The organism is Sulfuricella denitrificans skB26, from assembly GCF_000297055.2.
GTDB lineage: Bacteria > Pseudomonadota > Gammaproteobacteria > Burkholderiales > Sulfuricellaceae > Sulfuricella > Sulfuricella denitrificans.
Genome location: NC_022357.1, coordinates 1396096 through 1421474, shown reverse-complemented (window position 1 = coordinate 1421474; position 25379 = coordinate 1396096). Strand labels below are relative to the sequence as shown.

General features: G+C 55.2%; 27 protein-coding genes. 8 read left to right on the top strand and 19 right to left on the bottom strand.

Features of this window, described 5'->3' with window-relative positions; translation table 11 throughout:
- Positions 1 to 57: 57 nt before the first annotated feature.
- The 5 genes from SCD_RS06990 to recO form a co-directional block, all read right to left on the bottom strand.
- On the bottom strand, positions 58 to 2478 hold the full coding sequence (locus SCD_RS06990) for a Lon protease family protein (RefSeq protein ID WP_009205809.1): 2421 nt from the start codon (positions 2476 to 2478) through the stop codon (positions 58 to 60).
- Positions 2479 to 2611: 133 nt separating this feature from the next.
- The gene (gene nagZ, locus SCD_RS06985) at positions 2612 to 3700 is read right to left on the bottom strand and encodes a beta-N-acetylhexosaminidase (RefSeq protein WP_009205810.1); all 1089 of its coding nucleotides are present in this window, start codon (positions 3698 to 3700) and stop codon (positions 2612 to 2614) included.
- 16 nt (positions 3701 to 3716) lie between these two features.
- Positions 3717 to 4094, bottom strand: coding sequence for a holo-ACP synthase (gene acpS / locus SCD_RS06980; RefSeq protein WP_009205811.1), 378 nt, complete (start codon positions 4092 to 4094; stop codon positions 3717 to 3719).
- A complete protein-coding gene (pdxJ, locus tag SCD_RS06975; RefSeq protein WP_009205812.1) occupies positions 4091 to 4816 on the bottom strand; it encodes a pyridoxine 5'-phosphate synthase in 726 nt (241 codons plus the stop codon). The genes acpS and pdxJ overlap by 4 nt, the downstream gene beginning before the upstream one ends.
- Positions 4813 to 5541: a DNA repair protein RecO gene (recO, locus tag SCD_RS06970; protein WP_009205813.1), complete on the bottom strand. Its 729-nt coding sequence runs from the start codon at positions 5539 to 5541 to the stop codon at positions 4813 to 4815. The genes pdxJ and recO overlap by 4 nt, the downstream gene beginning before the upstream one ends.
- Before the next feature lie 248 nt (positions 5542 to 5789).
- Between recO and SCD_RS16090 the strand changes: the two genes are divergently transcribed.
- From SCD_RS16090 to SCD_RS06945, 5 genes are all read left to right on the top strand, one after another.
- Complete coding sequence (locus SCD_RS16090; protein WP_084607471.1) at positions 5790 to 6101, top strand: hypothetical protein; 312 nt, start codon at positions 5790 to 5792, stop codon at positions 6099 to 6101.
- Between the two features lie 18 nt (positions 6102 to 6119).
- Entirely contained in the window at positions 6120 to 6563 is a 444-nt protein-coding gene (locus SCD_RS06960; protein ID WP_021035828.1) for a hypothetical protein, read from the top strand.
- A 225-nt stretch (positions 6564 to 6788) separates the two neighbouring features.
- Positions 6789 to 7715: a PEP-CTERM domain protein gene (locus SCD_RS06955; RefSeq protein WP_009205816.1), complete on the top strand. Its 927-nt coding sequence runs from the start codon at positions 6789 to 6791 to the stop codon at positions 7713 to 7715.
- Between the two features lie 375 nt (positions 7716 to 8090).
- Positions 8091 to 9344 carry a nitronate monooxygenase gene (locus SCD_RS06950; protein ID WP_009205817.1) on the top strand — a complete coding sequence of 418 codons (1254 nt, stop codon included), beginning with the start codon at positions 8091 to 8093 and terminating at the stop codon, positions 9342 to 9344.
- On the top strand, positions 9341 to 9610 hold the full coding sequence (locus tag SCD_RS06945) for a hypothetical protein (protein ID WP_009205818.1): 270 nt from the start codon (positions 9341 to 9343) through the stop codon (positions 9608 to 9610). Before SCD_RS06950 ends, SCD_RS06945 begins: the two co-directional genes overlap by 4 nt.
- 105 nt (positions 9611 to 9715) lie before the next feature.
- Here SCD_RS06945 and SCD_RS06940 read toward each other — a convergent pair whose 3' ends face one another.
- From SCD_RS06940 to rpoE, 12 genes are all read right to left on the bottom strand, one after another.
- Entirely contained in the window at positions 9716 to 11053 is a 1338-nt protein-coding gene (locus SCD_RS06940; RefSeq protein WP_009205819.1) for a DEAD/DEAH box helicase, read from the bottom strand.
- Positions 11054 to 11232: 179 nt separating this feature from the next.
- On the bottom strand, positions 11233 to 12114 hold the full coding sequence (gene era, locus SCD_RS06935; RefSeq protein WP_009205820.1) for a GTPase Era: 882 nt from the start codon (positions 12112 to 12114) through the stop codon (positions 11233 to 11235).
- A gap of 97 nt (positions 12115 to 12211) precedes the next feature.
- Positions 12212 to 12886 carry a ribonuclease III gene (gene rnc, locus SCD_RS06930; protein ID WP_009205821.1) on the bottom strand — a complete coding sequence of 225 codons (675 nt, stop codon included), beginning with the start codon at positions 12884 to 12886 and terminating at the stop codon, positions 12212 to 12214.
- A gap of 9 nt (positions 12887 to 12895) precedes the next feature.
- Positions 12896 to 13261, bottom strand: coding sequence for a DUF4845 domain-containing protein (locus SCD_RS06925; protein ID WP_009205822.1), 366 nt, complete (start codon positions 13259 to 13261; stop codon positions 12896 to 12898).
- Positions 13262 to 13274: 13 nt separating this feature from the next.
- Positions 13275 to 14078 carry a signal peptidase I gene (gene lepB / locus SCD_RS06920; RefSeq protein WP_009205823.1) on the bottom strand — a complete coding sequence of 268 codons (804 nt, stop codon included), beginning with the start codon at positions 14076 to 14078 and terminating at the stop codon, positions 13275 to 13277.
- Positions 14079 to 14149: 71 nt separating this feature from the next.
- On the bottom strand, positions 14150 to 15943 hold the full coding sequence (gene lepA / locus SCD_RS06915; protein WP_009205824.1) for a translation elongation factor 4: 1794 nt from the start codon (positions 15941 to 15943) through the stop codon (positions 14150 to 14152).
- 62 nt (positions 15944 to 16005) lie between these two features.
- Entirely contained in the window at positions 16006 to 16257 is a 252-nt protein-coding gene (locus SCD_RS06910) for a glutaredoxin family protein (protein ID WP_009205825.1), read from the bottom strand.
- Positions 16254 to 17630 carry a DegQ family serine endoprotease gene (locus tag SCD_RS06905; RefSeq protein ID WP_009205826.1) on the bottom strand — a complete coding sequence of 459 codons (1377 nt, stop codon included), beginning with the start codon at positions 17628 to 17630 and terminating at the stop codon, positions 16254 to 16256. The genes SCD_RS06910 and SCD_RS06905 overlap by 4 nt, the downstream gene beginning before the upstream one ends.
- 39 nt (positions 17631 to 17669) lie before the next feature.
- The gene (locus tag SCD_RS06900; RefSeq protein ID WP_009205827.1) at positions 17670 to 18155 is read right to left on the bottom strand and encodes a SoxR reducing system RseC family protein; all 486 of its coding nucleotides are present in this window, start codon (positions 18153 to 18155) and stop codon (positions 17670 to 17672) included.
- 8 nt (positions 18156 to 18163) lie between these two features.
- Complete coding sequence (locus tag SCD_RS06895) at positions 18164 to 19138, bottom strand: MucB/RseB C-terminal domain-containing protein (RefSeq protein ID WP_009205828.1); 975 nt, start codon at positions 19136 to 19138, stop codon at positions 18164 to 18166.
- On the bottom strand, positions 19135 to 19638 hold the full coding sequence (locus SCD_RS15655) for a sigma-E factor negative regulatory protein (protein WP_009205829.1): 504 nt from the start codon (positions 19636 to 19638) through the stop codon (positions 19135 to 19137). Before SCD_RS15655 ends, SCD_RS06895 begins: the two co-directional genes overlap by 4 nt.
- A gap of 2 nt (positions 19639 to 19640) precedes the next feature.
- Positions 19641 to 20240 (bottom strand): RNA polymerase sigma factor RpoE, encoded by a 600-nt coding sequence (gene rpoE, locus SCD_RS06885; protein ID WP_009205830.1) that lies wholly within the window; start codon positions 20238 to 20240, stop codon positions 19641 to 19643.
- Positions 20241 to 20504: 264 nt separating this feature from the next.
- On the opposite strand from rpoE, the gene nadB reads away from it, so the two are divergent.
- Positions 20505 to 22085, top strand: coding sequence for an L-aspartate oxidase (gene nadB / locus SCD_RS06880; RefSeq protein ID WP_009205831.1), 1581 nt, complete (start codon positions 20505 to 20507; stop codon positions 22083 to 22085).
- Positions 22086 to 22089: 4 nt separating this feature from the next.
- On the opposite strand, the gene SCD_RS06875 is transcribed toward nadB, so the two are convergent.
- Positions 22090 to 22524 carry a protein YgfX gene (locus SCD_RS06875; protein WP_009205832.1) on the bottom strand — a complete coding sequence of 145 codons (435 nt, stop codon included), beginning with the start codon at positions 22522 to 22524 and terminating at the stop codon, positions 22090 to 22092.
- 70 nt (positions 22525 to 22594) lie between these two features.
- Between SCD_RS06875 and ygfZ the strand changes: the two genes are divergently transcribed.
- Together ygfZ and SCD_RS06865 are read left to right on the top strand one after the other, a co-directional pair.
- Entirely contained in the window at positions 22595 to 23611 is a 1017-nt protein-coding gene (gene ygfZ, locus SCD_RS06870) for a CAF17-like 4Fe-4S cluster assembly/insertion protein YgfZ (RefSeq protein WP_009205833.1), read from the top strand.
- Between the two features lie 24 nt (positions 23612 to 23635).
- Complete coding sequence (locus SCD_RS06865) at positions 23636 to 25057, top strand: MBL fold metallo-hydrolase RNA specificity domain-containing protein (RefSeq protein WP_009205834.1); 1422 nt, start codon at positions 23636 to 23638, stop codon at positions 25055 to 25057.
- Positions 25058 to 25074: 17 nt separating this feature from the next.
- Here SCD_RS06865 and SCD_RS16630 read toward each other — a convergent pair whose 3' ends face one another.
- Positions 25075 to 25236 (bottom strand): hypothetical protein, encoded by a 162-nt coding sequence (locus tag SCD_RS16630; RefSeq protein ID WP_009205835.1) that lies wholly within the window; start codon positions 25234 to 25236, stop codon positions 25075 to 25077.
- Positions 25237 to 25379: the final 143 nt, after the last annotated feature.

The window sequence follows — 25379 nt, the reverse complement described above, 5'->3', positions numbered from 1 at the left end:
ATGAGAGCTTCTTTATATCCAGCCCATCTCAAACATGATTAAGACACAGTCCAATCATCAGCGCAATAGCTTGCGCCCTGCCTTTGGGTGTTCCGGCGCATGACAGGCACGGCGAAAAATCTGCAGGTTTTTCTGGGCGTGGCCCAGCACGCTGCCTTGGGGATAGCTGCCCGCCTCATTCGCCGTACCTGCGGGGATGCCGGTCAACAATTCGATGCCCTCTTTCGCATGCTCTACGGTATAGATATGAAAAAGGCCCTTGGCAACAGCATCAACTACCTTGCTCTCCAGCATCAGGTGGCGCCGATTTCGCCAGGGAATCAGCACACCCTGGCTGCCATCCAGTCCTGCAGTTTCGCAAATGCGGAAATAGCCCTCGATTTTTTCGTTGATTCCCCCCACCGGCAGCACGTCGCCGTGCTGGTTAACCGCACCGGTGACGGCGATACCCTGCCGCAGCGGCAGTCCAGACAAGGACGAAAGCAAAGCGTAAAGCTCGGCGCAAGAGGCTGAGTCCCCTTCCACGCCATGATATTCCTGCTCGAAGACGATGGAGGCACTAAGGGAAAGCGGAGCGATATGCGCGAATAGTGCAGCCAGATAGTTTTGCAGAATGAAAACACCCTTGTCGTGAATCGGGCCTGACAATTCAACTTCGCGCTCGATATTCAGCAGGCCAGCATCGCCAGCGAACGTACGTGAAGTAATCCGTATCGGGAAACCAAAACGGTAATCGCCCAGATCAACCTGCGTCAGGCCATTAATCTGACCCACTCTCTCGCCTCGCAGGTCAATCAGCAGATCCCCCTCGGCGATGGATTCACGCAGACGCTGGTCTGGATAATTGTGCCGCCAGGTGCGTGCCTGTAGCGCTGCATCGACGTCCTCAGCCTCGACCAATTCATTCTTGCGGGCACGGCAGATGGCAGCACTTTCCATCACCAGCGCCTCGGCACGAGCAAAGATCGCGCTCTGGCGCGCCTGATCATCCGCATCACGATGACCATCTTCCAGCAAACGCGCCACCGCTGCGGAAGAAAAATGGGGCAACCCAAGCTGACGGCAGGCGTGGGCGACAAAAATTGACGAGGCGTGCCGGGTTTCATCGCTGGATGAAAAACTTTCGGCAAAATCCACTTTCACCCGGAAGCGTCGTGCGAATTCAGGGTCTGCTTCCTGCAAATCGTAATACTGATCACGTGAGCCTATCAAAATGATTTTCACCTCAATATCCACCGCCTCAGGCTCGAGAGAAACCGCCGCGATCGGCGTAAAAGCTGTACCCGGCTCCTCTATCTGCAGCCTGCCACTACGCAGGAAACGCCGCAGTTTTTCCCACACCAGGGCATCGGCCAGCAAATCGCGCAGGTGCAGCATGAGAAATCCGCCGTGCGCCTTGAGCAGGCTGCCAGCTCGAATGCGCGTAAAATCCGTCACCAGCACGTCGCTCTCAGACTGATACTCGATACTGCCGAACAAAGATCGGAACAGCGGATTGTCCTCGATGATCACCGGTGCGCCGGATAGACCACCATTGTCCACCACCAGGTTAACCCGATAGCGTGACAGCGCTCTCTCCAGGAAATCCTGACGACTTTCCTCATCGTCATCGGCAATCTGGAACAGCGCCAGATTGTCGAGCACGTCATGGGCCATGTCATCCAGCCAGGCATTCAGCTTGGCGGCATCCTTGATCTGTTTTTTCAAACCGGCTCGAATTTCCTGCAAGCCATGATCCAGCAGCGGCTTCACCACTTGGCGAAGCAAGGCTGCCAGCGCCTCGTTCATTACCCGCTCCAGCGGTCGGGTTTTCTCGAAATAAAGGGTGATTTCGACACGCAGTTCCTGCTCGGCCTGCTCAACCGCAGCCCGGCGCTCCTTCGGCAGGGAAAGCACCTCATCCTCGGCCAGCGACTGCCCCGCCTCTCCCAGCAGGGTAAACACCATCCGTCCGGCCTCGCGGTGGATGCTGAAATTGCGCGCTTCCGCAAAAGAGGAGAGTTCGGCATAAGCCTTGGCTTCCTCATCCTTGTAGGCTTTTTCGATGTGCGCACTTTCGGTCTTGAAATCCTGCCCCGCCAACTGCTGCGGGATTTCCGTCACCAGGGATTTCGCCATCTTCAGCAGAAGCTGGCGCAACTGACGCCCCTGCCCCGCTGGCAGGCGCAGCGCCAGAGGTCGTTCCGGGGTATCGAAGTTGTGCAGGTAGCACAGATCCGGCGGCACCAAGCGCTCGACGGCAACCGCCTGCATCGCCTGCGTTAGCAGGGAAGTGCGGCCACTACCGACCTCGCCCAGCACGAACAGATTGTAATCTGGCTGATCCATTCCCAAGCCGAAGCGGGTGGCCGTTTCGGCTCGCTCCTGGCCGATCCAGGGCAAGGGCAGGTTGAGTAGTTCGGACGTATCTGAAAACCCCAGCGATTCGGGGACTATGGTCAGGCGAAGATCAGCGGGTGTCAGGTTTGAAATTGGCATTTGTAACCACAGAGACCTTTAGAGACACAGAGGATTCTTGTATCCTAACCCGAATTGCGCGCAAAGCCGCTATCATCAGGAATCTCCCCCTGGTTTTCTTCGTGCCTCTGTGCCTCTGTGGTGAAATATCTTGTTATTTATTTCCGCTCAGCGCACAGCTGTTGGTTTCGGCCAACTGCAGCGGCAGATCGCCGCTCCTCCCGCCGATACTGCCAACGGCATGCACCGCTGCAACGTAATGCTTGTCTTCATGCAATCTGTCCCAACTTTCCGGGTGCGTCCGGCCGTGCATGCGAATCAGGCGCGCCATGCCCAGTGCCGGCATTTCCCATTTCAGACCGGCCAGCAGTTCGTCGGCGCTTTCCGGCTTGTTGCACACCAGAACCATATCGCAGCCCGCCTGCAGCGATGCCACGGCACGTTGCACCACACCACCTGCTGTGCTGGCGCCTTCCATGGAAAGATCGTCGCTGAAAATCACGCCGTCAAAGCCGAGCTCCTTGCGCAGGATATCCTTCAGCCAGATGCTGGAGAAACCTGCCGGCAACTTGTCCACCTTCGAGTAGATCACATGTGCCGGCATCATCCCGGCGAGTCCGAAACCGATCATCTGCCTGAACGGGATCAGGTCATCCATTTCGATGTCGGCATAGTCGCGCTCGTCCACCGGGATTTCCAGATGCGAGTCGGCACGCACGAAGCCATGACCGGGGAAGTGCTTGCCCACCGCGGCCATACCCCCTTGTTTCAGGCCCAGCATCAAGCTGTGCGCAAGAACAGCAATGGCCTGCGGGTCACGGTGGAAAGCGCGATCGCCGATCACACCGCTGTGTTCAAAATCGATGTCCAGTACCGGGGTAAAACTGAAATCCACGCCGCTGGCGCGCAGTTCCGCCGCCAGTACCCAGCCGGTCTGCTGCGCTAGGGTCTTGGCACGGTTAGGATGCTCGTCCCAGAGATGTCCCAGCTCGCGCATCGGCGGCAGCCTGGTGAAGCCATCACGAAATCGCTGCACCCGACCGCCTTCGTGGTCCACGGCAATCAACAGATGGGGGTTGCGCAAGGCGTGAATCTCGGCAGTCAGCCTGGCAAGCTGCGCCTGCGAGGTGTAATTCCTGCCAAACAGGATCACACCGCCGACCAGTGGGTGTTTCAGTCTTTTCCTGTCCTCGTCGGTCAATTCGGTGCCGAGAACATCGAGCATTACCGGGCCAAGAGTCATTGTTATCTTCTTTTGATTATTGTTCCAGAACAGAAAAAGCCACCACCATCTCGGCCTCGTCGCTGATCGACAGGTAATGACCGCGAATATTGTGCTGTGCCAAAACTTGCGCCAGATCGGGCTCCAATCCGAAACCCGGCCGGCCAAGAGCATCGTGCGTCACGTTGATATTGTGCCAGGTTGCAGGGTGGCGCATCCCCGTACCCAGCGCCTTGACGAAGGCCTCCTTGGCGGCAAAGCGTTTGGCGAGAAAGCGGGCGCGGTGGGTGCTGGCCGAAAAATCGTCCCATTCCACCGCCGCCAGAATACGCCTGGCAAACCGGTCTCCAAAACGGTTCAGCGCTTCCTCTATGCGCCCTACCGCAATAATGTCGGTGCCTATCCCGTAAATCATCTGGCTACGGCCACCATCAGCGCTTTCATTTCCGCCACCGCCCGCTCCCAGCCCACGAACAATGCCTGCGCAACAATGGCGTGACCGATGTTGAGCTCGTACACACCGGGAATGGCGGCGATTTTCTGCACGTTGTGGTAGTGCAAGCCGTGACCCGCATTCATTCGCAGGCCAAGCTTCATACCGTATTCGACCGCCGTGCGGATGCGCGCAAGTTCCGCTTCCTGTGCCGTTTCTGTTTCGGCATCCGCAAAGTGACCCGTATGAATTTCCACCACTGGCGCTCCCGCTTCCCTGGCCGCATCGAGCTGCGCCTTTTCCGGTGCAATGAACAGAGAAACGCGAATACCGGCATCGCCAAACGCAGCGCAGGCCTGTTTGATACGCTCGAAATGGGCAACCACATCAAGTCCGCCTTCGGTGGTTCTCTCCTCACGCTTCTCCGGCACCAGGCAGACATCCTGCGGTTTCAAACGTAAAGCAATTCCCACCATCTCGTCCGTCACCGCCATTTCCAGATTCATTCGAGTCTGCAATGCTGCGCGCAGAATTTCCACGTCTTCGTCCTGAATGTGGCGGCGGTCTTCACGCAAGTGCAGGGTGATCGAGTCCGCACCGGCAGATTCCGCCATCAGCGCCGCCTGGGTCGGGCTGGGATAGCGTGTTCCGCGCGCTTGCCGCAGTGTGGCAACGTGGTCGATGTTGACGCCCAAATGAATCATAGTTCCTGTAAGTCCTTTAATATCTGGCGGGTATGCAAAAAAGTATCCTCACCGAGATAATGATTGATCAGCGCCCGCATCAACGCCTTGCTTTGCTGCAGGGTGACGGGATCACCGTAATCGTCGGCGGCCATGTCCAGCAGCGTCTTCCCCCTTAATTCTACACCGATTTGGCCGATTTTTTGCCGTACCGGGCCGCGTTCAAAAACGTAGCGGTAAAGCAGATCCGCCTCGATGGCCGCCCCGGAATCTGCATCATGGGCTAGCGTCAGGGCGTAACCCAGTTCCTTCAGCAGATTCATTTCGAAACGCCGCAGCACAGCGGCATAATCAGTACGTCGCGCGAGTTCCTGCAAGGTTTCCTGATAATAAAGGAACAGCTGCTCGTGCGGATCGTCGCGGTGCAGCAGCTTGAGCAGCAGTTCGTTCAGGTAAAAACCGCAGATCAGCGCCGTGCCCTGCAGCAGCGGTTGCCCGCCCTGCCATTCGGCGCTGTGCAGCGTGCGCAGTTCGGTCTTGCCGAACCAGCTCAATGAAAGCGGCTGAAAAGAAAGCAGCAGTCCGCGCACAGCCGACTTTGGCCGCCGCGCCCCGCGCGCCATCAGCGGCAGGCGACCGAAATCGCGGCTGAACACCTCGACGATCAGGCTGGTTTCGCGATAGGGATAGGTATGCAGGACATATGCGGGTTGATCTCCCTGCCTGGCATTATGTTCTCGTGCCATACCCTCGAATAATAGCTAGCAAATCAATATAGTTCATTTAACAACACGAATTATACGGCGTAGGATGCATGGCTATCCATTATTTTCGGCCTCAAGTTTGGTTTTTTCGGATAATCCGGGTGCTTCTAAAAACTGCGACAAGCATATTCGACCTGCCAGGAAATTCAGCTTAAAATCCCATTTAATTGAATTTCAGCTTAGCCAATTACATAATCGAAGCCGATCCAGACTTGAAGGGGATTTGAAACATGGAAAGAAGGGACAACATGCCGATTTGGGTTTTCTTCGGGCTCTCCAGCATCAACAGCCGGAAAGGTGCTCTGATCCTGTTCTGGAGTTGTTTCGCGTTCGGGATTGCCTGCATTCCCTTTTCCCCTGCTCTGCCGTGGTTGCCGACAACCGGGCCGGGCTGTTTCGCTTGCGGGATCGTTCCCATCCCCTCTTCCTATCGCCTGGACGACTGGAGCTGGTCCGGACTGACTTTTATCGTGGCCTTGTGGTACTGGCTATGCATTCGGTGGATCGACAAAAATTCAACATGGGAAACCCAGCCTCAATAGATTTCACAGGGATACGCCATGTCAAATCGACTCGCCATCGCCATTTTACTGGGACTCCTTTCTTTGATCTGGATCCCAAGCGCATCTGCATGCTCGTGCATCCAACTAACACTCAAGGAAAAATACCAAATGGCCGAACATGTGTTCGTCGGCCGCATAACAAAAACCGGGGAAATAAAGAGCCGCTCAGTTAACCCCAACTGGAGTGGCGTAAGCGGTGAATTTAAAACCCTGCAAACCTTGAAGGGCAACCCAACCTTACTTCAACACATTGAAACCGGCCATGGTCGTGGCGGCTGTGGAGTAACTTTGACCGTGGGGCAGACTTACCTTTTCTTCATTGATAAATCAGGTTCGGTCGATATCTGCACCGGCAGCCGTACATTTACCCCCGGAACCCAGGAAGACGAGAAAACACTGAAGGAACTAAAGGCCTTCACAACTCAACATTCCCAACCCTAGCAGCCTTAATTATCTGTCGCCAATCGAATACTCTATAAACAGATCCTCCAGAATTTGTCGAAAAACTTTACATTAAAATAGACATCAAGCAACCGATTTATATGCAACATATTGATAATTTAAAACAAAATATTTCAGGCGTGAATTTTGCATGCGAGATTCGTTAAGCAAATATTTGCCCTTGCAAAGAAACAGTTTTCTGTCACCCTTCGGAGAAAAATATAAATGATCGCGACAAAACTGAACTCAACATTATGTGCCGCGCTTGCAGTTACCGCTCTGATCGCCAGTCAGCCTGCAGCGGCTATCAGCATTACTTTCGATTACTCTTACGATACCAGCGGTTTTTTTACCGGGCACACCGACCGTCAAACCTTGTTAAATCAGGCAGCCAGCGAGTTCACGACTCGTCTGCAGGATAATTTAACGGCAATTACCTCCGTAACCAGCGGAAGACCCAGAGACCTTGCAAGCTTCAACCCCAACTTCTTTAATCCCCAAACGGGCGCAGATACCACGCTAAGTAACTACAGTATCGCCGCCGACAATCTGGTCGTATTTGTCGGCGCTCAGAATTTCGGAACTTCCATTCTTGGCCAAGGTGGACCAGGAGGATATAGCGCCTCCGGCTTTAGTTCATTAGAACTTAATCGAAACCAGAGCACTACTACTGATTTTGGCCCATGGGGCGGCGCCATCAGCTTCAGCAGTACGGCAAACTGGTACTTCGATCAGGACGCCACCACCACCGAGTCATTTTCCGGGTACGACTTCTACTCCGTCGCAGTACATGAACTGGGGCACGTTCTTGGCTTTGGTACCGCCCCTTCGTTTGGCAATCTGGTTGTGAACAATCAATTCACAGGGATTGCCTCATCAGCTCTATATGGCGGATCAGTCCCCATGAATGACTCAGGCCACTGGCAATCCGGTTTAACCAGCACGGTAAACGGCGTGACTCAGGAAGTTTCAATGGATCCATACATATCCGCCAACCAGCGCAAGCATTTCACCGAACTGGATTTTGCCGGGCTGCAAGATATGGGATGGCAAGTCAGCCCGGTTACTGCGGTGCCGGTACCTGCTGCCGTATGGCTCTTCCTTTCGGGTCTTGCCGGTCTGTTCGGCTTTTCACGGCGTCGCATAGTGTAGCAAAGGCCGGCCAAGCGGACTATTTCACGCCTGATCAACGCGCTGCATAGCCCATGGGAGATGGGCTATGCTTTGCGCTTCCCACCCTGATTTGGATGGGAGTTTCAATCACCCCAAGATCTTCCTTGAGTTCGTCGTCCATTCTTCATGGATGAGCGAACGCTAACCCTGGCTCTACCAACATTGCCGTCAAACTGCTTTTCTCAACCCTCTTCACGAAACCCTTTGATTTCCCCGCAAATCGACATATTGCTACGCGGAAAATAGTTATCTACTCTCCTAGAGATGGTAAAATCTCTAATGTGGGCTAATCATACAGCGGCAACACGCGCTTAAAAGCCAGTTATAACCATTGACGTTAGTCCGAGGGTAGCAATGAAATGTGTGGATGATTTCCGCCTGCAATTCGGCAAGCAGGAACTGGTACCGATCATTATTGGCGGGATGGGTGTGGATATCTCGACGGCCGAACTCGCGCTCGAGGCGGCGCGTTTGGGTGGTATCGGCCACATTTCCGACGCCATGCTACCGACCGTGTCCGACCGGCGCTACGAAACGCACTTCATCAAAGAAAAACTCAAGCAGTACAAATACAACATCGACAATTCCGACAAGTCGGCGGTGAAGTTCGACCTCGGCCATATTGCCGAAGCTACCCGTCTGCACGTGGGCAAGACCATGGAAGCCAAGCGCGGCGAAGGCATGATTTTCATCAACTGCATGGAAAAACTCACCATGAACGCACCGCGCGAAACACTGCGCGTGCGCCTGCGCACAGCGCTGGATGCCGGGATTGACGGGATAACTCTGAGCGCAGGACTACACCTCGGTTCATTTGCGCTGATGGAGGATCACCCCCGCTTTCGCGATGCCCGGCTGGGCATCATTGTCTCCTCGCTACGTGCACTACAGCTATTCCTGCGCAAAACCGCCAAGCTCAATCGACTGCCGGATTTCATCGTGGTCGAAGGACCTCTGGCCGGCGGTCATCTTGGCTTCGACATGGATTGGGCGAAATACGATCTGCACACGATCATGGCTGAAATTTACATGTATTTGCAGACGGAGAAACTGAACATTCCGCTGATTGCGGCCGGTGGAATTTTTACCGGCAGCGATGCCGTGTCCTTTCTCGAAAACGGCGCAGCGGCGGTGCAAGTAGCAACACGCTTTACCGCGGTGCACGAGTGCGGCCTGCCAGAGAAGGTGATCCAGGAGTACATCAAGGCCACTGAGGAGGATATCGAGGTCAACACCGTTTCACCGACGGGGTATCCAATGCGTATGCTCAAAAACAGTCCGGCAATCGGCTCAGGCATCCGTCCTGGCTGCGAGTCATACGGCTACCTGCTGGATGGCTCTGGGAATTGTGCCTACATCGAAGCCTATAACCGCGAAGTGGCCACCCACCCGAAGGCAAAGAAAATCTCGGTAATGGAAAAAACCTGCCTTTGCACCCACATGCGCAACTTCAATTGCTGGACCTGCGGCCATTACACCTATCGCCTCAAGGACACTACGCGACGCCTGCCGGACGGCAGTTACCAGATACTCAGCGCAGAACACGTGTTCCGTGACTACCAGTTCAGCATCGACCAGAAGATCGCATTGCCGGATGAAAAACCATGAAGAGAACTGATCTGGAAAAGAACATCGGCTTGAAAATAAAGAGTCAAATTAACCGGCCCGGCACTGCCGGACGCATAGGTCAAGAGACTGCCGTTGCCGTAGACCGCCGAGAACAACGCAAACAAGATCAAGCGCTCGGCCTGGTGCCGTTTGCAATCAAACTGAACGGTGATCTGGTGAAGCAGATTCAGTCACTGGCGCAGGAACGTCAGATCGGGCTGAACGAAATGGTAGCGGAGTTACTGCAAAAAGGCCTGAACTGCTAAACAAATTTAGCGTGCGAAGAAAGTCAATCCGACGCTGTCTTTCAAAGACATAAGGGGCCAAGTCTTGCATTATGAAAATGCAAGACTTGGCCCTTCGGCGTTTAATCAGCGATGGCGTCCGCCGGAACGGTGCAGCGGGGGCGTCCGTGGCGTAGCCACATTGCCGTTTGCCTCTCTGGTCGGAGCCGCTCCCCGGCCCTGTGAGGGTGACCTGGGTGCGGAAGAGCGACCCCTCGGCTGACCACGGCCACCCGGGGTTGATCCGCGTCCATTCTGGATCGGCTCGGGCTTGGCATTCCGGTCCGGCTCGAAACCCGGCACCACTTCCTCGGGCAACTCCCGCTTGAGCAGTCTTTCGATATCCGCCAGCAGCTTGTATTCATCGACACATACCAGCGACACGGCTTCACCCGACGCGCCCGCGCGACCGGTACGACCGATGCGGTGAACATAATCCTCAGGCACGTTGGGCAACTCGAAGTTGACCACATGCGGCAAGTCAACGACGTCAATGCCGCGGGCAGCGATGTCAGTCGCCACCAGCACCCTCAGACTGCCGTCCTTGAACTCGCTCAATGCGCGAGTCCGCGCCGACTGGCTCTTGTTGCCGTGGATCGCCAGCGCCGGGATGCCGCCCTTGATCAGATGTTCGGCCAACTGGTTAGCACCGTGCTTGGTGCGGGTAAACACCAGCACCTGTGACCAGTTATGTTCCTTGATCAAGTGGGAGAGCAAGGCGCGTTTCTTATCGCGGTCCACCGGGTAAACTTTGTGCGCCACATTGTCGGCAGTCGCATTGCGTCGCGCCACCTCGATCATCGCGGGCTTGTTCAGCAAGCCATCGGCCAGCGCCTTGATCTCATCGGAGAAGGTGGCTGAAAACAGCAAGTTCTGTCGATGCTTAGGCAACAATGCAAGGATTTTCTTGATGTCGCGGATGAAACCCATGTCCAGCATGCGATCGGCTTCGTCCAGCACCAGAATTTCGACGTGCGACAGGTCGACGGTTTTCTGCTGAACGTGGTCCAGCAATCGTCCGGGCGTGGCAACCAGGATATCCACGCGACCCCTGAGTTTCGTGATTTGCGGGTTGATGTTGACCCCACCGATCATCGTCATGGAATTCAGTTTCAGGTGCTTGCCGTAGTCGCGCACGCTCTCCTCCACCTGTGCCGCGAGTTCTCGGGTAGGGATGAGGATCAGCGCACGAATCGGTGGGCGGCCACTGGATGGACCTTTGACGTTAGGGTCGGAAAGCCGGTGCAGTATAGGCAGAACGAAACCAGCGGTCTTGCCGGTGCCGGTCTGCGCGCCAGCAAGCAGGTCGCCGCCCGACATCACGGCGGGAATCGCCTGCATCTGGATAGGGGTGGGAACAGTGTAACCTCGTTCAGTGACGGCACGAACGATTTCATCGGACAAGCCGAGGGAAGCAAAGGACATGGTGACTCCAGGAATAACATCGGCCTGTCGCCGTTTATCGGCGCCAGTCTTAGACAGATGAGGGGTTTTTTATAAGCCCGAATGGGCAGCGGCGCGATGACTGGGTGCGTACGCCGCAGGCGCGCATTATAGCAGAGTGAAGGCAGTTCCGCCGTTTAGCTGTAAGGACAGGAGAGAGGCTATTCGTAGCCCAGACTTTTAACCGCCCGTTCGTCGTCGGCCCAGCCGCTTTTTACCTTGACCCACAACTCGAGGTAAACCTTGAGGCCGAACAGTTCTTCCATGTCCTTGCGTGACTGGGTGCCGATTTCCTTGAGTTTTTCACCCTTTTTCCCGATCAGAATCGGTTTCTGGCTGTCCCGGTCGACGATGATGGCGGCGTAGACGCGGCGCATTCCGCCTTCGGTTTCGAACTTCTCGATCTCAACGCTGATGGAATAGGGAATCTCGTCGCCCAGCAGGCGGAAAACCTTTTCACGCACGATTTCGGCAGCAAGAAAACGCTCGCTACGATCGGTAATTTCATCCTCGCCGTAGATCGGCTCGCCTTCCTGCATATGACGGCGGATCTCCTGCACCAGTTCAGTCAACTGGGAGTCGCGCTTGGCGCTGACAGGAATGATCGCGGCGAAGGGGAACGAGGCTGACACTTTCTCGATAAACGGCAGCAGTGTTGACTTGTCGCTCACCTTGTCGGTCTTATTGATCACCAGCACCACGGGTTGATTGCGCGGCAGCAGGGCCAGCACTTTTTCATCGCGGGCATCGAAGCGCATCGACTCAATCACGAACAGCGCCACATCCACATCCGACAGGGATTGCGTTACGGTGCGGTTCATCACGCGATTCAGCACATTCTGGTGCTGCATCTGGAAACCCGGCGTATCCACGAAAACATACTGCGCATCGGCATCGGTACGAATGCCGACAATACGGTGCCGGGTGGTCTGCGCCTTGCGGGAAGTGATACTGATTTTCTGCCCGATCAAGTGATTGAGCAGCGTGGACTTGCCCACATTCGGGCGACCGACGATGGCGATGTAACCGGTACGAAATTCCATGTTGGCCTCTTTAAAAATCGTGAGGAGTTAGAAGTGAGGGGTGAGGAGTAAAACCGGCGACGGCGTTGCTTTGACCTTACACCTAACCCCTCACTCTTCACCCCTCACTATTAAGTATTTGCATGACGCTGCCAGCAGCCTGTTGCTCCGCGCTTCGGCGGCTAACCCCTCCGCCGCAGGCACGTACACCCAGGTCAGGAATGGCGCACTCTACTTCGAAGTGCTGCTCGTGGGCTTCGCCACTGATCGACAACACAGTGTAACTGGGCAAAGGCAGCTTGCGGCCCTGCAAATATTCCTGCAGCAGGGTTTTGGGATCCTTGCCCAGAGTCTTCGGGTCGAGCCCCTTCATCAGCGGCTCGAATAGCCTTGCAATCATTTGTTCCGCGCTGGCAAACCCGCCATCGAGGTAAACCGCGCCGATAATCGCTTCCAACGTGTCCGCAAGGATAGAGGGGCGGCGAAAGCCACCACTTTTCAGCTCTCCTTCCCCCAGTTTCAGGCAATCGCCCAAATTCAGGGAGGAGGCGATTTCAGAGAGCGTCAGTTCCTTGACCAGATGGGCGCGCATCCGGCTCAAATCGCCTTCCTGCACGCGGGTATGGAGATGATATAGATGCGTGGCGATAGCGCAACTCAGCACGCTGTCACCGAGAAATTCCAGCCGCTCGTTGTGCGGCATACCGTAACTGCGGTGGGTCAGTGCCCTGCGCAACAACGCCGGATCCTTGAACTCATAGCCGATCCGCCGAACCAGCGCTTCAGTACCCATGCAGATGAGTTACTCGCTCTTCGCGCTGCTTGATGCTGAGAAATCCATGCAGGCACTGATGTTGGCCACGACCGGCACCTTGATGGAATAGTCCACAGTAATGACCGACGCATTCCCTTCTCGGCTAACGGTCAGGTCTTCTGGCTTGACGTTTTTGACGTCGCCGACATCGGCGCGTTTGAAGAAAGAAGTCTCAAGTTCCTTGGGCGACATGGTCTTGAGATCGCCGCTGGTAGCCATGCTGCTGAGTATTCTCTTCACCGACATGAATTCCAGATAAGCAGGCACCAGCTTTGCCGCCAGAACTAACCCTGATCCCACCAAAGCCGCAATAAACAGCATACCCACCACCGTGGCGCCCTGTTGTTTCTTCATGACCACCCCTCCTTTAATCAATTGATTTCCCGATGCGCTTGAGATCATCGAAGTTCCACCAGATCATGAAAGCCTTGCCGACAATGTTGCGGTCCGGCACGAATCCCCAGTAGCGACTATCGTTGCTATCGTCGCGGTTGTCGCCCATCATGAAGTAGTGCCCTTGCGGCACAGTGCAGGTAAAGCCCTCGTTATTGTAAGCGCAATTTTCTCGGTTGGAAAACTGCCGCACGTCGCCCAGACGAAGTACCGGCGCCTCAGGCTGAACCAACGTCTGGTGGTTGTGTTCCCCCAACTGTTCGCTGATCAGGTTGGCGTTCACGAAATTCAACCCACTTTTAACGTAACTGTAGTTGCCCAGGCTTTCAATTTTCAACGGTTTGCCGTTGATGGTAAGCTGCTTGTTCTGATAGCTTATTTTGTCGCCCGGTACACCAACCACTCGCTTGATGTAATCCAGCGAGGGATCTTCCGGATAGCGGAAAACCATTACGTCGCCGTTTTTCGGCGAAGCGATGTCGATGATCTTCTTGTTGGCCACCGGCAAACGAATACCATAAGTGTATTTATTCACCAGGATAAAATCACCTACCAGCAGCGTCGGCATCATCGAACCGGAAGGGATCTTGAACGGCTCGACCAGGAAAGAGCGCAGCATGAAGACCACCAGGATAACCGGGAAAAAACTCTTGGAGTATTCGACCAGAAGCGGCTCCTTGGCACCCGCCGCTCGACGGGGCTTAAGAGCGTAAATATCGAACAGCCAGATGACGCCGGTAACTACCAGCGCAATCAACATGATTAACGGAAAATTCATTGGTTACCCTTTTTGGTGATGGGTAGTGAGTAACAGGCAAATTCCATTTACTCATTACCCATGACTCATCCCTATTTGTTGTCCACCTGCAAAATTGCCAAAAAAGCTTCCTGCGGAATTTCCACATTGCCAACCTGTTTCATGCGTTTTTTACCTGCCTTCTGCTTTTCCAGCAGCTTGCGCTTGCGGCTGATATCGCCGCCGTAGCATTTCGCCAGCACGTTTTTTCGCAGTGCCTTGACGTTTTCGCGTGCGATGATTTGAGCACCGATGGCCGCCTGGATCGCCACATCGAACATCTGACGCGGAATCAGCTCGCGCATCTTGGCGGCTACTTCTCGGCCCCGGTACTGGCTGTTAGCTCGGTGAACGATCACCGACAGGGCATCCACCTTTTCAGCATTGATCAAAATATCCACTTTTACCAGATCTGAAGTACGGAATTCCAGGAACTCGTAATCCATTGAGGCATAACCGCGCGATACCGATTTCAGCTTGTCGAAGAAATCCATCACCACTTCATTCATCGGCATCTCGTAGGTCAGCATCACCTGCCGCCCCAAGTACTGAATATTCTTCTGCACGCCGCGCTTCTGGTTGCACAGCGTCATCACGGCACCCACATATTCCTGCGGTGCAAGAACAGTGGTGGTGATGATCGGCTCGCGGATTTCCTCGATCTTGGATAGCTCGGGCAACTTGGCGGGATTCTCGATTTCCAGTACCTCGCCGCCGCGCATCACCACCTCATACACCACCGTCGGTGCGGTAGTAATGAGGTCCATATCATATTCACGCTCCAATCGCTCCTGCACAATCTCCATGTGCAGCAGTCCGAGGAATCCGCAGCGGAATCCGAACCCTAGTGCCTGTGAAACCTCCGGCTCATAGTGTAGCGAGGCATCATTGAGTTTAAGTTTTTCCAGCGCATCGCGCAGCGCTTCGTACTCATGAGATTCCACCGGATACAGGCCGGCGAACACCTGCGGCTGGATTTCCTTGAAGCCCGGCAGTGCCTCACTGGCACGCTTTCCGGCCAGGGTTACGGTATCGCCCACCTTGGCTGCCTTGAGTTCCTTGATCCCGGCAATGACAAAACCCACCTCGCCTGCCGACAGTTGCGTCCGGGCCTGAGATTTGGGCGTGAACACACCGACCTGTTCGCACAGGTGTTCAGTGCCGCTGGCCATCAGCAGGATTTTATCCTTGGGTTTCAGCACACCATCCACCACGCGCACCAACATCACTACACCGACATAATTATCGAACCACGAGTCGATGATCAGCGCCTTCAAGGGGCCATCCGGGTTGCCCTTGGGCGCTGGAATCCGGGCGATGACCGCTTCCAGCACATCCTGCACACCCAGACCGGTCTTGGCCGAGCACAGAACCGCATGACTGGCATCTATGCCAATGATGTCCTCAATTTCCTTCATCACTCGCTCAGGCTCGGCGCTGGGAAGATCGATCTTGTTGAGTACCGACACGACCTCTACACCCAGCTCAAGGGCGGTATAGCAATTCGCCACACTCTGCGCCTCCACGCCCTGAGAAGCGTCAACCACCAGCAGAGCGCCCTCGCAGGCGGAAAGCGAGCGACTGACTTCGTAGGAGAAATCCACGTGGCCGGGGGTGTCGATCAGGTTAAGCTGGTAAAGTTGTCCATCCAGGGCTTTGTAGGTCAGGGCAGCAGTCTGCGCTTTGATGGTAATACCGCGCTCGCGCTCGATATCCATAGAATCAAGCACCTGAGCCTCCATCTCACGATCGGAGAGTCCGCCACAGAAATGTATCATACGATCGGCCAAGGTGGATTTGCCGTGGTCGATATGAGCGATAATGGAAAAATTGCGGATGTGCTTCATAAGTTTGTGTCAGTAAAAAAGGGCACTTTGCGGTGCCCTTTCTTTTTTGAGAAAGACGGATTTTACCGGATTTTGCCGAAATAAGCAGCAAGCGCGACCGGATCGAGGTGGTAATGACAGATTTCCTCGCCGTTGCCAGTCAGCACGGGCACCAAATGGCCGTATTGCCGTTCCAGGTTTTCATCTTCTTCCACATCGACAATTTCCAGCGAAAAAGGGTAATCCGGTTGAAACGCCTCAAGCTCCGCGATCATATCGTGGCACAGATGGCAGTCTTCACGCCCGTAGACCGTCAATACGATTCCACCGATCATCGCATCTTGAATGGAATGAACAGTGCGCGCTCTCCGCGCCGCACCAGTAGCGCAATGTTCTGCCCGGCCTTGTAACCAGTAAGAACCTGATTAAACTGCTCGACGCTTTTCACGTCACTATTGTTGACAGCCGTAATCACGTCGCCGCGCTGGATACCCGCTCGTGCGGCCAAAGCTTGAGCTTCCACCACCACCACGCCGTTCGGAATCTGCAACTCTTTTTTCTGCGCTTCGGAAAGGTCATTCAAACCCAGACCCAGCCTGCCAGCAGCGCTTTCCATCTTGCCAGGGCGCTGCGCCACTTTCTCGGTCGGCGTTTCCCCCACGACCAGGGCCAAATTCCTGGCCGAACCTTTGCGCCACACCTGGACCTCCACCTGTTTTCCAGGCTTGGTCGCACCAACCAGGAGAGGCAACTCGCTGGCATTACCCACCGGCTTGCCGTCGAACCTCAGTATCACATCGCTTGGCGCCAGCCCCCCCTTATCCGCCGGGCCACCCTTCTCAACACCCGCGATCAGTGCCCCCTCCGTTTTTTTCAACCCGAACGACTCGGCCAATTCCCTGGTAACTTCCTGAATCATCACACCGAGCCAGCCGCGGCTGATCTTGCCATGAATACGCAACTGGTCGGCAACATCCATCGCCACGTCGATGGGAATAGCGAAAGCGACACCCATATAACCGCCAGTGCGGCTGTATATCTGGGAGTTGATGCCGACCACCTCGCCTCTGAGGTTAAACAATGGTCCACCCGAATTACCCGGATTGATCGCTGCATCGGTCTGGATAAAGGGTACGTAGTTTTCTTGCGGCAATGAGCGTCCCTTTGCGCTGACGATACCGGCAGTGACGCTATTTTCAAAACCGAAAGGGGAGCCAATCGCCGCCACCCACTCTCCAACTTTAAGCTGGCTGGGATTACCGACTACCACCTTGGGTAGCCCGGTCGCCTCGATTTTGATCAGCGCCACATCCGTCCTGCGATCCGTGCCAATCACCTTGGCCTTGAATTCGCGTTTGTCGGTCAATCGCACGGTGACCTCATCGGCCCCATCCACGACATGCGCATTGGTGAGAATGTAACCATCTGCGCTGACAATGAAGCCCGAACCCTGAGACTTCGACTCGAACTCATGCGGAATGCCGCCGTGGGGTGGCCGGAAACGACGAAAAAAATCGAAGAATGGATCGCCCTCCGGAATATTCGGCATTTGAGGTAACATTTCCTCCTGGTTGACGGTCTGGGTTATGCTGACATTTACCACCGCCGGACCCTGCTTTTCAACCAGCTCGGTGAAATCCGGCAGATCCTTGGCATAGGAAAACACGGAAAAAGAAATCAGGAAAAAAGTGCACAACAACTTCTTCATTTTTTAACCACCTCAACAAAGTTAATTATTGAAAAAAACTCACTTCTTCAAGCCACCCGCAAAACTCACCACACTTACTGGCATATCGACCATCCGGCTCAGGATGACCGGCTGGAATTGTCTGCCCAACCCCATTTTCGACGAAAACAACTTCAATCCGAGAAAACCCGTTGCCAGTCCAATGAAGGCGCCGGCTACAGAATACCCATCCTTAACATCCGCGGTAACAGCCAGCGCACTCCCCGCTACCGCACCAACAAACAATAACAGTAGAGGAAACAGGTAAAGCAGCATCGTCCCCTTGAACAAGGCTGACTCATTCATGCCGACCACAACCCGATCTCCGACCTTTGCGCCGACTTCGTTGCTGGCGCGATAAAGCGGCGTCTTCCGAGCAAAAAAGTTTGCCAGCACCGAAGTGCCGCAGCTACTTTGGCTGCAACTGCTACAGTTCGACTTCCGGTCCGCCTGAACGTAGGCAACGTCATGCTCTATTTTCACGACTATCGCTTCAGTTTCGATCATGGCATCACCTAATTCTTGCTGACGGAATTCGCGATCTGCATCACTGAAATGGCTGGAACCTCGCCAAGCACCGTAATCTGGTGGTCAGCCACCATCCGCGTATAAACATGGATGGCACCCTGGCGAACCACTCTTTGCATGGGCTTTATCTCGGTTGCAACAGGCTCGATAAAAACAGAAACCGTCGCCAGGCCATCAGAAAACACCAGATGCTTCACCGGCACGCCCTTCCCCGGCATCGTGCGTTTTATCACCGTTACCTGGGTAAAACCTGGCGGGAGCTGCTTCACCTGCCAACTCAACTCGCTTTGCTGCATTTCCATCTCATTTGCCGGTTCACTGGACACCAGCACTTTTTTACCGGCAATTTTGGGCCTCAGGGATTCCTTGTCTATCTGCCCACCAATTTCCACCTGGGTGAAGGCAAACTGGCTAATCATCTCGCTCCTTTCGTTGAGCATACCGGCTTTAAGCAGCAAGCCCGTGGCCTGATCGATCCAGAGTTTATGCTGGTAACGGTATTGATCCCTGGGTTCGAGAATAAGCACCTTGCAGGCGTGGCCGGCCGTACGATCAGATACAGCGAATCGCACCCGATAATTCTCGGTGATACCATCAAGCTGCCTGGGCAACAGGTCAGGGAAGGATTTTTCAATCTTCCTTTTTTCCACCACAACGGAAGTATTGCTATCCGGAGTGAAGCACAGCACCTCTTCATTGTTGCGGATCACTTCACGGGGAGAACCTTCCAGCGCCTCGAGCTTTTCATGCTCGCCGCTTTCATCCTTGATATGGGTGATTTTGCTGGTTTCAATATGATCGCCATACTGATAGATGTAGGTACCCTTGTAATTGAGTTGGTGCGCCGCAACGGTGGTTTTTTTCAACCAGCTTAGCGCGTCAGTCTGTTGCGCCACATCAGCTGCCTGTGACACACCAATCATACCCAACAGCGCGGCGACAGCGAGGAGTAATACTCTCATCGACCTCCATCCCGTGATTTTTCTAGGGACGCGCGTTGGTAGTATCGGGACGACTGGACGGCATTTGAATATTCATGATGTGCCGCCAGGTAACCATTGACGTTTATCTCGGAAGCGGCACTATTCGCCGTGCTCGCCTCTGCAATCATGGCACTGGCTGCCGCACCCGGGTCACGCTCATGATTGAATTGCATCGCTACCCACGCCACCAGGGAAACTGCCGCAATCGATGCCGCGGCAGACAGAGCAATCAAGGGGCGCCGGTTCGGAAGTGGTCTCCGGGGAGCCAGAACCGTCGGCTCTTTTGCCAACTGACTGGCGATTCGAGCGTTTAAATCGGGTGAAAGTGCGGAAGTGTGTCTCAAGGAATCGCCGATCAGGTGATACATATTCCACTTCTGCTGCAATTCCGTTTGTTCTCTGGCAGAAATCAAAATTTCATTTGCCTCTTCATGATCCAGTTCACCATCTGTCAGCGCAGATATTCGACTTTCCATCATGTTCACCACCTCGTATCTATATCAGTTCCCAGCAGAGGCCTTAACTTCTCGGCGATCGTTTCGCGAGCACGAAAAATCCTCGAGCGTACCGTCCCAATCGGGCAATTCATCGTGTTCGCAATTTCCTCATAACTCAGGCCCTCGATTTCTCGCAGTGTGATCGCGGTTTTAAGTTCCTCGGGCAGAGTATCCATTGCCTTGTTCACAGTTTCGGCAACCTGTTTGCTCATCAGTTCATTTTCAGGCGTATTAATATTGCGAAGCTGTTCTGCATCTTCAAAACCTTCGGCCTCTTCGCTGTCGAACTCCGTCGTCGTTGGCGGTCGCCTGCCTTCAGACACCAGATAATTCTTGGCGGCATTGATGCCGATCCGATACAACCAAGTATAAAAAGCGCTATCACCTCGAAACGAAGGCAGTGCGCGGTACGCCTTGATGAACGCTTCCTGAACCACGTCTTCTACTTCAGTCGGGTTACGGATAAAGCGCGACAGCAATCGCCCCAGCTTGCGCTGATACTTCACCACAAGCAGTTCAAAAGCATGCTTGTCGCCATGCTGCGCTCGCTCGACCAGTTGTTGGTCAATCTCACGATCACCCATTTGGGCCTTCCCTGAAATTCAGCGCCATTATACTTGTCCCCATTGATGGCAGGGCCTTCCCATGCCATCCAATGATTTCAGTATAGCGCCCTCATCCACTTCAGGGAACGCAACCTATTTTAAAGACATCCCTGCCGCAGAATAGTTCACTCACCGAAATGGTTATTGACAGGCCCGTTTCGAAAAAACTCCTCCCTGCTCCGCACCGATGTTGCGTGCTATCATTTCCACCGCATATCTATTAAAGACAAAGGAACAATGTACATGTCGCATTTCGACGTGATCATCATCGGCAGCGGACTGGCCGGCATGACGCTGGCGCTGAACCTTGCCGAAAGCCAGCGTGTGGCGGTCGTCACCAAGCGCGGATTGCTGGATGGCGCCAGCAACTGGGCGCAAGGCGGCATCGCCGCCGTGCTGGCGGAGAATGACTCGATCGAGGCGCACATCAGCGACACCCTGATCGCCGGTGCAGGACTATGCGACGAACAAGCCACCCGCTTCGTGGTGGAAAACAGCCGGGCCGCGATCGAATGGCTAATCGAGCAGGGCGTGCCCTTTACCCGGGATGCGGACAACAGCACCGGCTACCACCTGACCCGTGAAGGCGGCCACAGCCACCGCCGCATCATCCACGCTGCCGACGCCACCGGCCACGCGATACAGGTCACCCTGGCGGAAAAGATCAAAAGCCATGCCAACATCACCCTGCTGGAAAACCATATCGCCATCGACCTGATTACCGGCGGCAAGCTCGGGCTAGAAGATAATGCCTGTCACGGCGTGTACGTTCTCGACAAGGACAAAGGCAAGGTCAGAACTTTTGCCTCCCGGCATATCGTGCTGGCCAGCGGCGGCGCCGGCAAGGTCTATCTCTACACCACCAACCCCGACGTTTCCACCGGTGACGGCGTCGCGATGGGATGGCGCGCCGGATGCAGGGTGTCGAACATGGAATTTGTCCAGTTCCACCCCACCTGTTTGTATCACCCCCACGCCAAATCTTTCCTGATCACCGAAGCGGTGCGTGGCGAAGGCGGCATCCTGGTATTGCGCGACGGCACCCGATTCATGCAGGATTACGACCCTCGCGCCGAACTGGCGCCGCGCGACGTAGTCGCACGCGCGATCGACTTCGAAATGAAAAAACGCGGTCTGGATTGCGTTTATCTCGACATTTCACACAAGCCGGCCGCTTTCCTCAAGGAACACTTCCCCAACATCTACGAACGCTGCCTGGAACTGGGCATCGACATCACGCGCCAGCCCATACCCGTGGTGCCGGCGGCACACTACAGCTGCGGCGGCATTGTCACCGACAGCGCTGCGCGCACCGACATCCCCAACCTGTATGCCATCGGCGAGGTTGCCTGCACCGGCCTGCACGGCGCCAACCGCCTGGCCAGCAATTCGCTGCTGGAATGCATGGTGTATGCCCAGGCCGCCGCGAAGGACATCCTCAAGCAGCCGCAAACACCGCCGGTTGCCCTGCCGGAATGGGATGAAAGCCGCGTCACCGACGCCGACGAGATCATTGTCATTTCCCACAACTGGGACGAGCTGCGCCGCTTCATGTGGGATTACGTCGGCATCGTGCGCACCAACAAACGCCTGGAACGGGCGCAGCACCGCATCCGCCTGCTCACCGAGGAAATCAACGAGTATTACCAGAACTTCCGCGTCAGCAACGACCTGATCGAACTGCGCAACCTGGTGCTCACCGCCGACCTGATCGTGCAATGCGCCATGCTGCGCCACGAAAGCCGCGGCCTGCATTACAGCCGGGATTATCCGGAACAGCTGGCCGAAGCGAAAAACACGGTACTGGTGCCGGGCGAAAAATAGCCGACTACTCCATCTTCGAACATCGCCATTTCAGCCAAACCCGCAGTCGCCTGAAATCTTCCGCATTGACTGCATCGGGAAGAATCACCAGATGTTTCACCAGTCGACCACTAGCCGGCTTCAAATTCAGCACGGTCAAATAGGGAGCTACGAAGCTGCTGCCGAGCAGGGCGGCTTCGTGCCACGCCCCGGTGCGGGTCTGAAATTCGCAGCGACAATCGGCATCGAGCCGCAACGCAACCAGCGAATGCTGCAGCGTACGGAAACCATCGCGCCTCAGCGTATGCCAGGCACTGCCGAGTAACACCGACATCAGCGAGACGGCGAGCCATAGCGGTAGTGGCGCCAGCCAAAACACCGCGGCAGCAAAGCCATGCATTCCCGCGAGCAAACCCGCCAGGCGCCGGGACGGCCCGACCTCTATTGTCAGCGTCTCCACCTGCAACCCTTGTAAAAATGGCTAATTGGCCTTATGTTAACCAACATCACTATCAAAACTCCGTCAAAATATGAACCACACCTGGAAAGACCATCTCGTTAAAGCGGGTGCCACCCTGGCAGACGATCATGCCATTCATTTCGGCAATCCGGAAAAAGAATTGCTGGCTGCACAGTCCGGCACCATCCTCACCGACCTATCCCATCGCGGAGTGATCGGCTTCAATGGCGAAGACAGTCAGACCTTTCTGCAAGGCCAGACCACCAACGATGTCAGGATGGCCACCGACCGCGCCCAATACAACAGCTTGTGCACGCCCAAAGGCCGGATGCTGGCGAGCTTCCTGCTATGGCGGGACGCTGATGGTTATTTTCTGCAACTACCCGCCACCCTGCAAGCCGGTATCCAGAAGCGGCTGACGATGTACGTGCTGCGCGCCAAGGTCAAAGTGCGTGATGCCAGCGATGAATCGGTTCGCCTCGGTGTGGCCGGCATGGGCGCCGAAGCCTTGTTGCAAGCCGCCATCGGCGCACTGCCATCTGATGTACTGGGCGTCGTTCGCCACGACAGGGGGACGATCATCCGCCTCGGCGCAACGCGCTTCGAGATCGCTGTAACCCCGGAGCAAGGGCCTGCTCTGTGGGAGGAATTAAGTGCTCAAGCCACCCCAGTTGGCAGCGCCTGCTGGGAATGGCTGGAAATTCATGCAGGCATCCCCGTCATCCTGCCCCAGACCCAGGAACAGTTCACCCCGCAAATGGCGAATTTCGAAGCCATCGGCGGTGTCAGCTTCAACAAGGGATGCTACACCGGACAGGAAATCGTGGCGCGTACGCAATACCTCGGCAAGGTCAAACGCCGTTTGTATCTCGCCCATCTCGACTCGGACAATGTGCCCCAGCCTGGAGATGAGTTGTTCGGCGCAGAGTCGACGACAGGCATGGTGGTGAATGCCCAGCCCGCTCCCGATGGTGGCTATGATCTGCTGGCGGTAATTCCCACCAGCAGCGTGGACGCCGGCGCGATACACTTTAAACTCCCGGAGGGTCCGGCCCTGCACTTCCTGCCCCTGCCCTACCCAGTTTAGCCCCAGACACACCCGGAGGACACAATGAAAATTTCCTTCCTCGGCGCCGCACAGCAAGTCACCGGATCCTGCTATCTGATCGAAACCGGGGAGGTCAAATTCCTGGTGGATTGCGGCATGTTCCAGGGTGGCCGCGAGGCTGACAAACTTAACGCGCAGCCTTTCAAGTTCAATCCCCGGGAGATCGCTTTTGTCTTGCTGACTCACGCCCACATCGACCACAGCGGTTTGCTGCCCAAACTGGTTGCAGCAGGTTTTGACGGTCAGATTTACACTACGACCGCGACCGCCGATCTGCTGGGCGTGATGCTGCCGGATTCCGCCCACATTCAGGAAATCGAAGCCAGCAGGGAAAACCGCCGCCGGGAGGAAAACCCCAGGAAGAAGCGCAAGTTCAGTGCGGAAGCCGCTCCACTGTACAGCATGGCCGAAGCGGAAATTTGTCTGGGCAGACTGGAGCCGGTTTCCTACGATACGCAGATCTCCCCGCACCCTTCAGTACAATGTAGCTTCCGGGATGCCGGCCATATTCTGGGATCGGCCATTATCGAAGTATGGGTCAAGGCTGGAGGCAAGCAGACCAAGCTGGTCTTCTCGGGAGATCTGGGGCAGCCCGGTCAACCCATCCTGCGCGACCCCACCATAATCGAAGAAGCCGACATCCTTTTCGTCGAATCCACCTACGGCGACCGCTTGCACAAAGACCTGCCCGCGACCGCCGAAGAGTTCGTACATGCCATCAATGACACGCTGCTCCGAAAAAAAGGCAATGTCATCATTCCTGCCTTCGCTGTGGGCCGTACGCAGGAAATCATCTACTTTCTTCATGAACTCACCCGCCAGGGGCGGTTCAAGAATCTGACCGTTTATGTGGATTCGCCGATGGCGACCAAAGCCACGGATATCACCATGCGGCACATGGAAATGTTCGACGAGGAGGCAAGGGAACTCACCGCCTGGCAAGCAAAGAATCACGTTCCGCTGAAACTCACTTTTACCGGTAGCGCGGAAGAATCCATTGCGCTGAACAGCATCCATTCAGGCGCAATCATTATTTCCGCCAGCGGCATGTGCGATGCCGGACGCATCAAGTTTCACTTGATCAACAACTTGGGAAAAAGACAGAACACCATCCTGATCACCGGCTTCCAGGCCCAGGGCACGCTGGGAAGGCGGTTGGTGGATGGGGCGAAAACGGCGCGCATTTATGGCAAGGAAATTCCCGTGCGCGCAGAGATTTACACTATCGGCGGGTTCTCGGCCCATGCCGACCAGGCCGCCTTGCTGCACTGGCTCAAACAGTTCAAGCGGCCGCCCGGCCAAACCTTCGTGGTTCACGGCGAACTGCACGCCGCCCAGACGTTGGCTGACTATATCAAGAAAATGAACTGGGAAGTCACCATACCCGCCATGGGGGAATCAGCCATCATTTGTAAAAATGACTGAGGAAAAAGCATAACACTTTACTCAGCCGGAGGCGGATTGGCGCTGCCCTCATCCGGAGATTGAGCGGGGTTTTCCTGGGGCTGGTTTTTATTCAATTTCTGCTGAGCTTTTTCTTCTTTTTTTCTTTTCTTTTCCAGCTCTTTCTGACGCTTTTCATATTGAAAATTAGGTTTTGCCAAGTTATATCACCCTTTAAGTTGGTATTCGTGATCAAGGAAGGAAATAAAGCTTAGCTTGGAAGCCAGACTCTTTTGTACCGATCTAAGACTAGTTAGTTTAACAGAAACAATACACAACTGCGCCCTAACATGTCAGAGCCGAC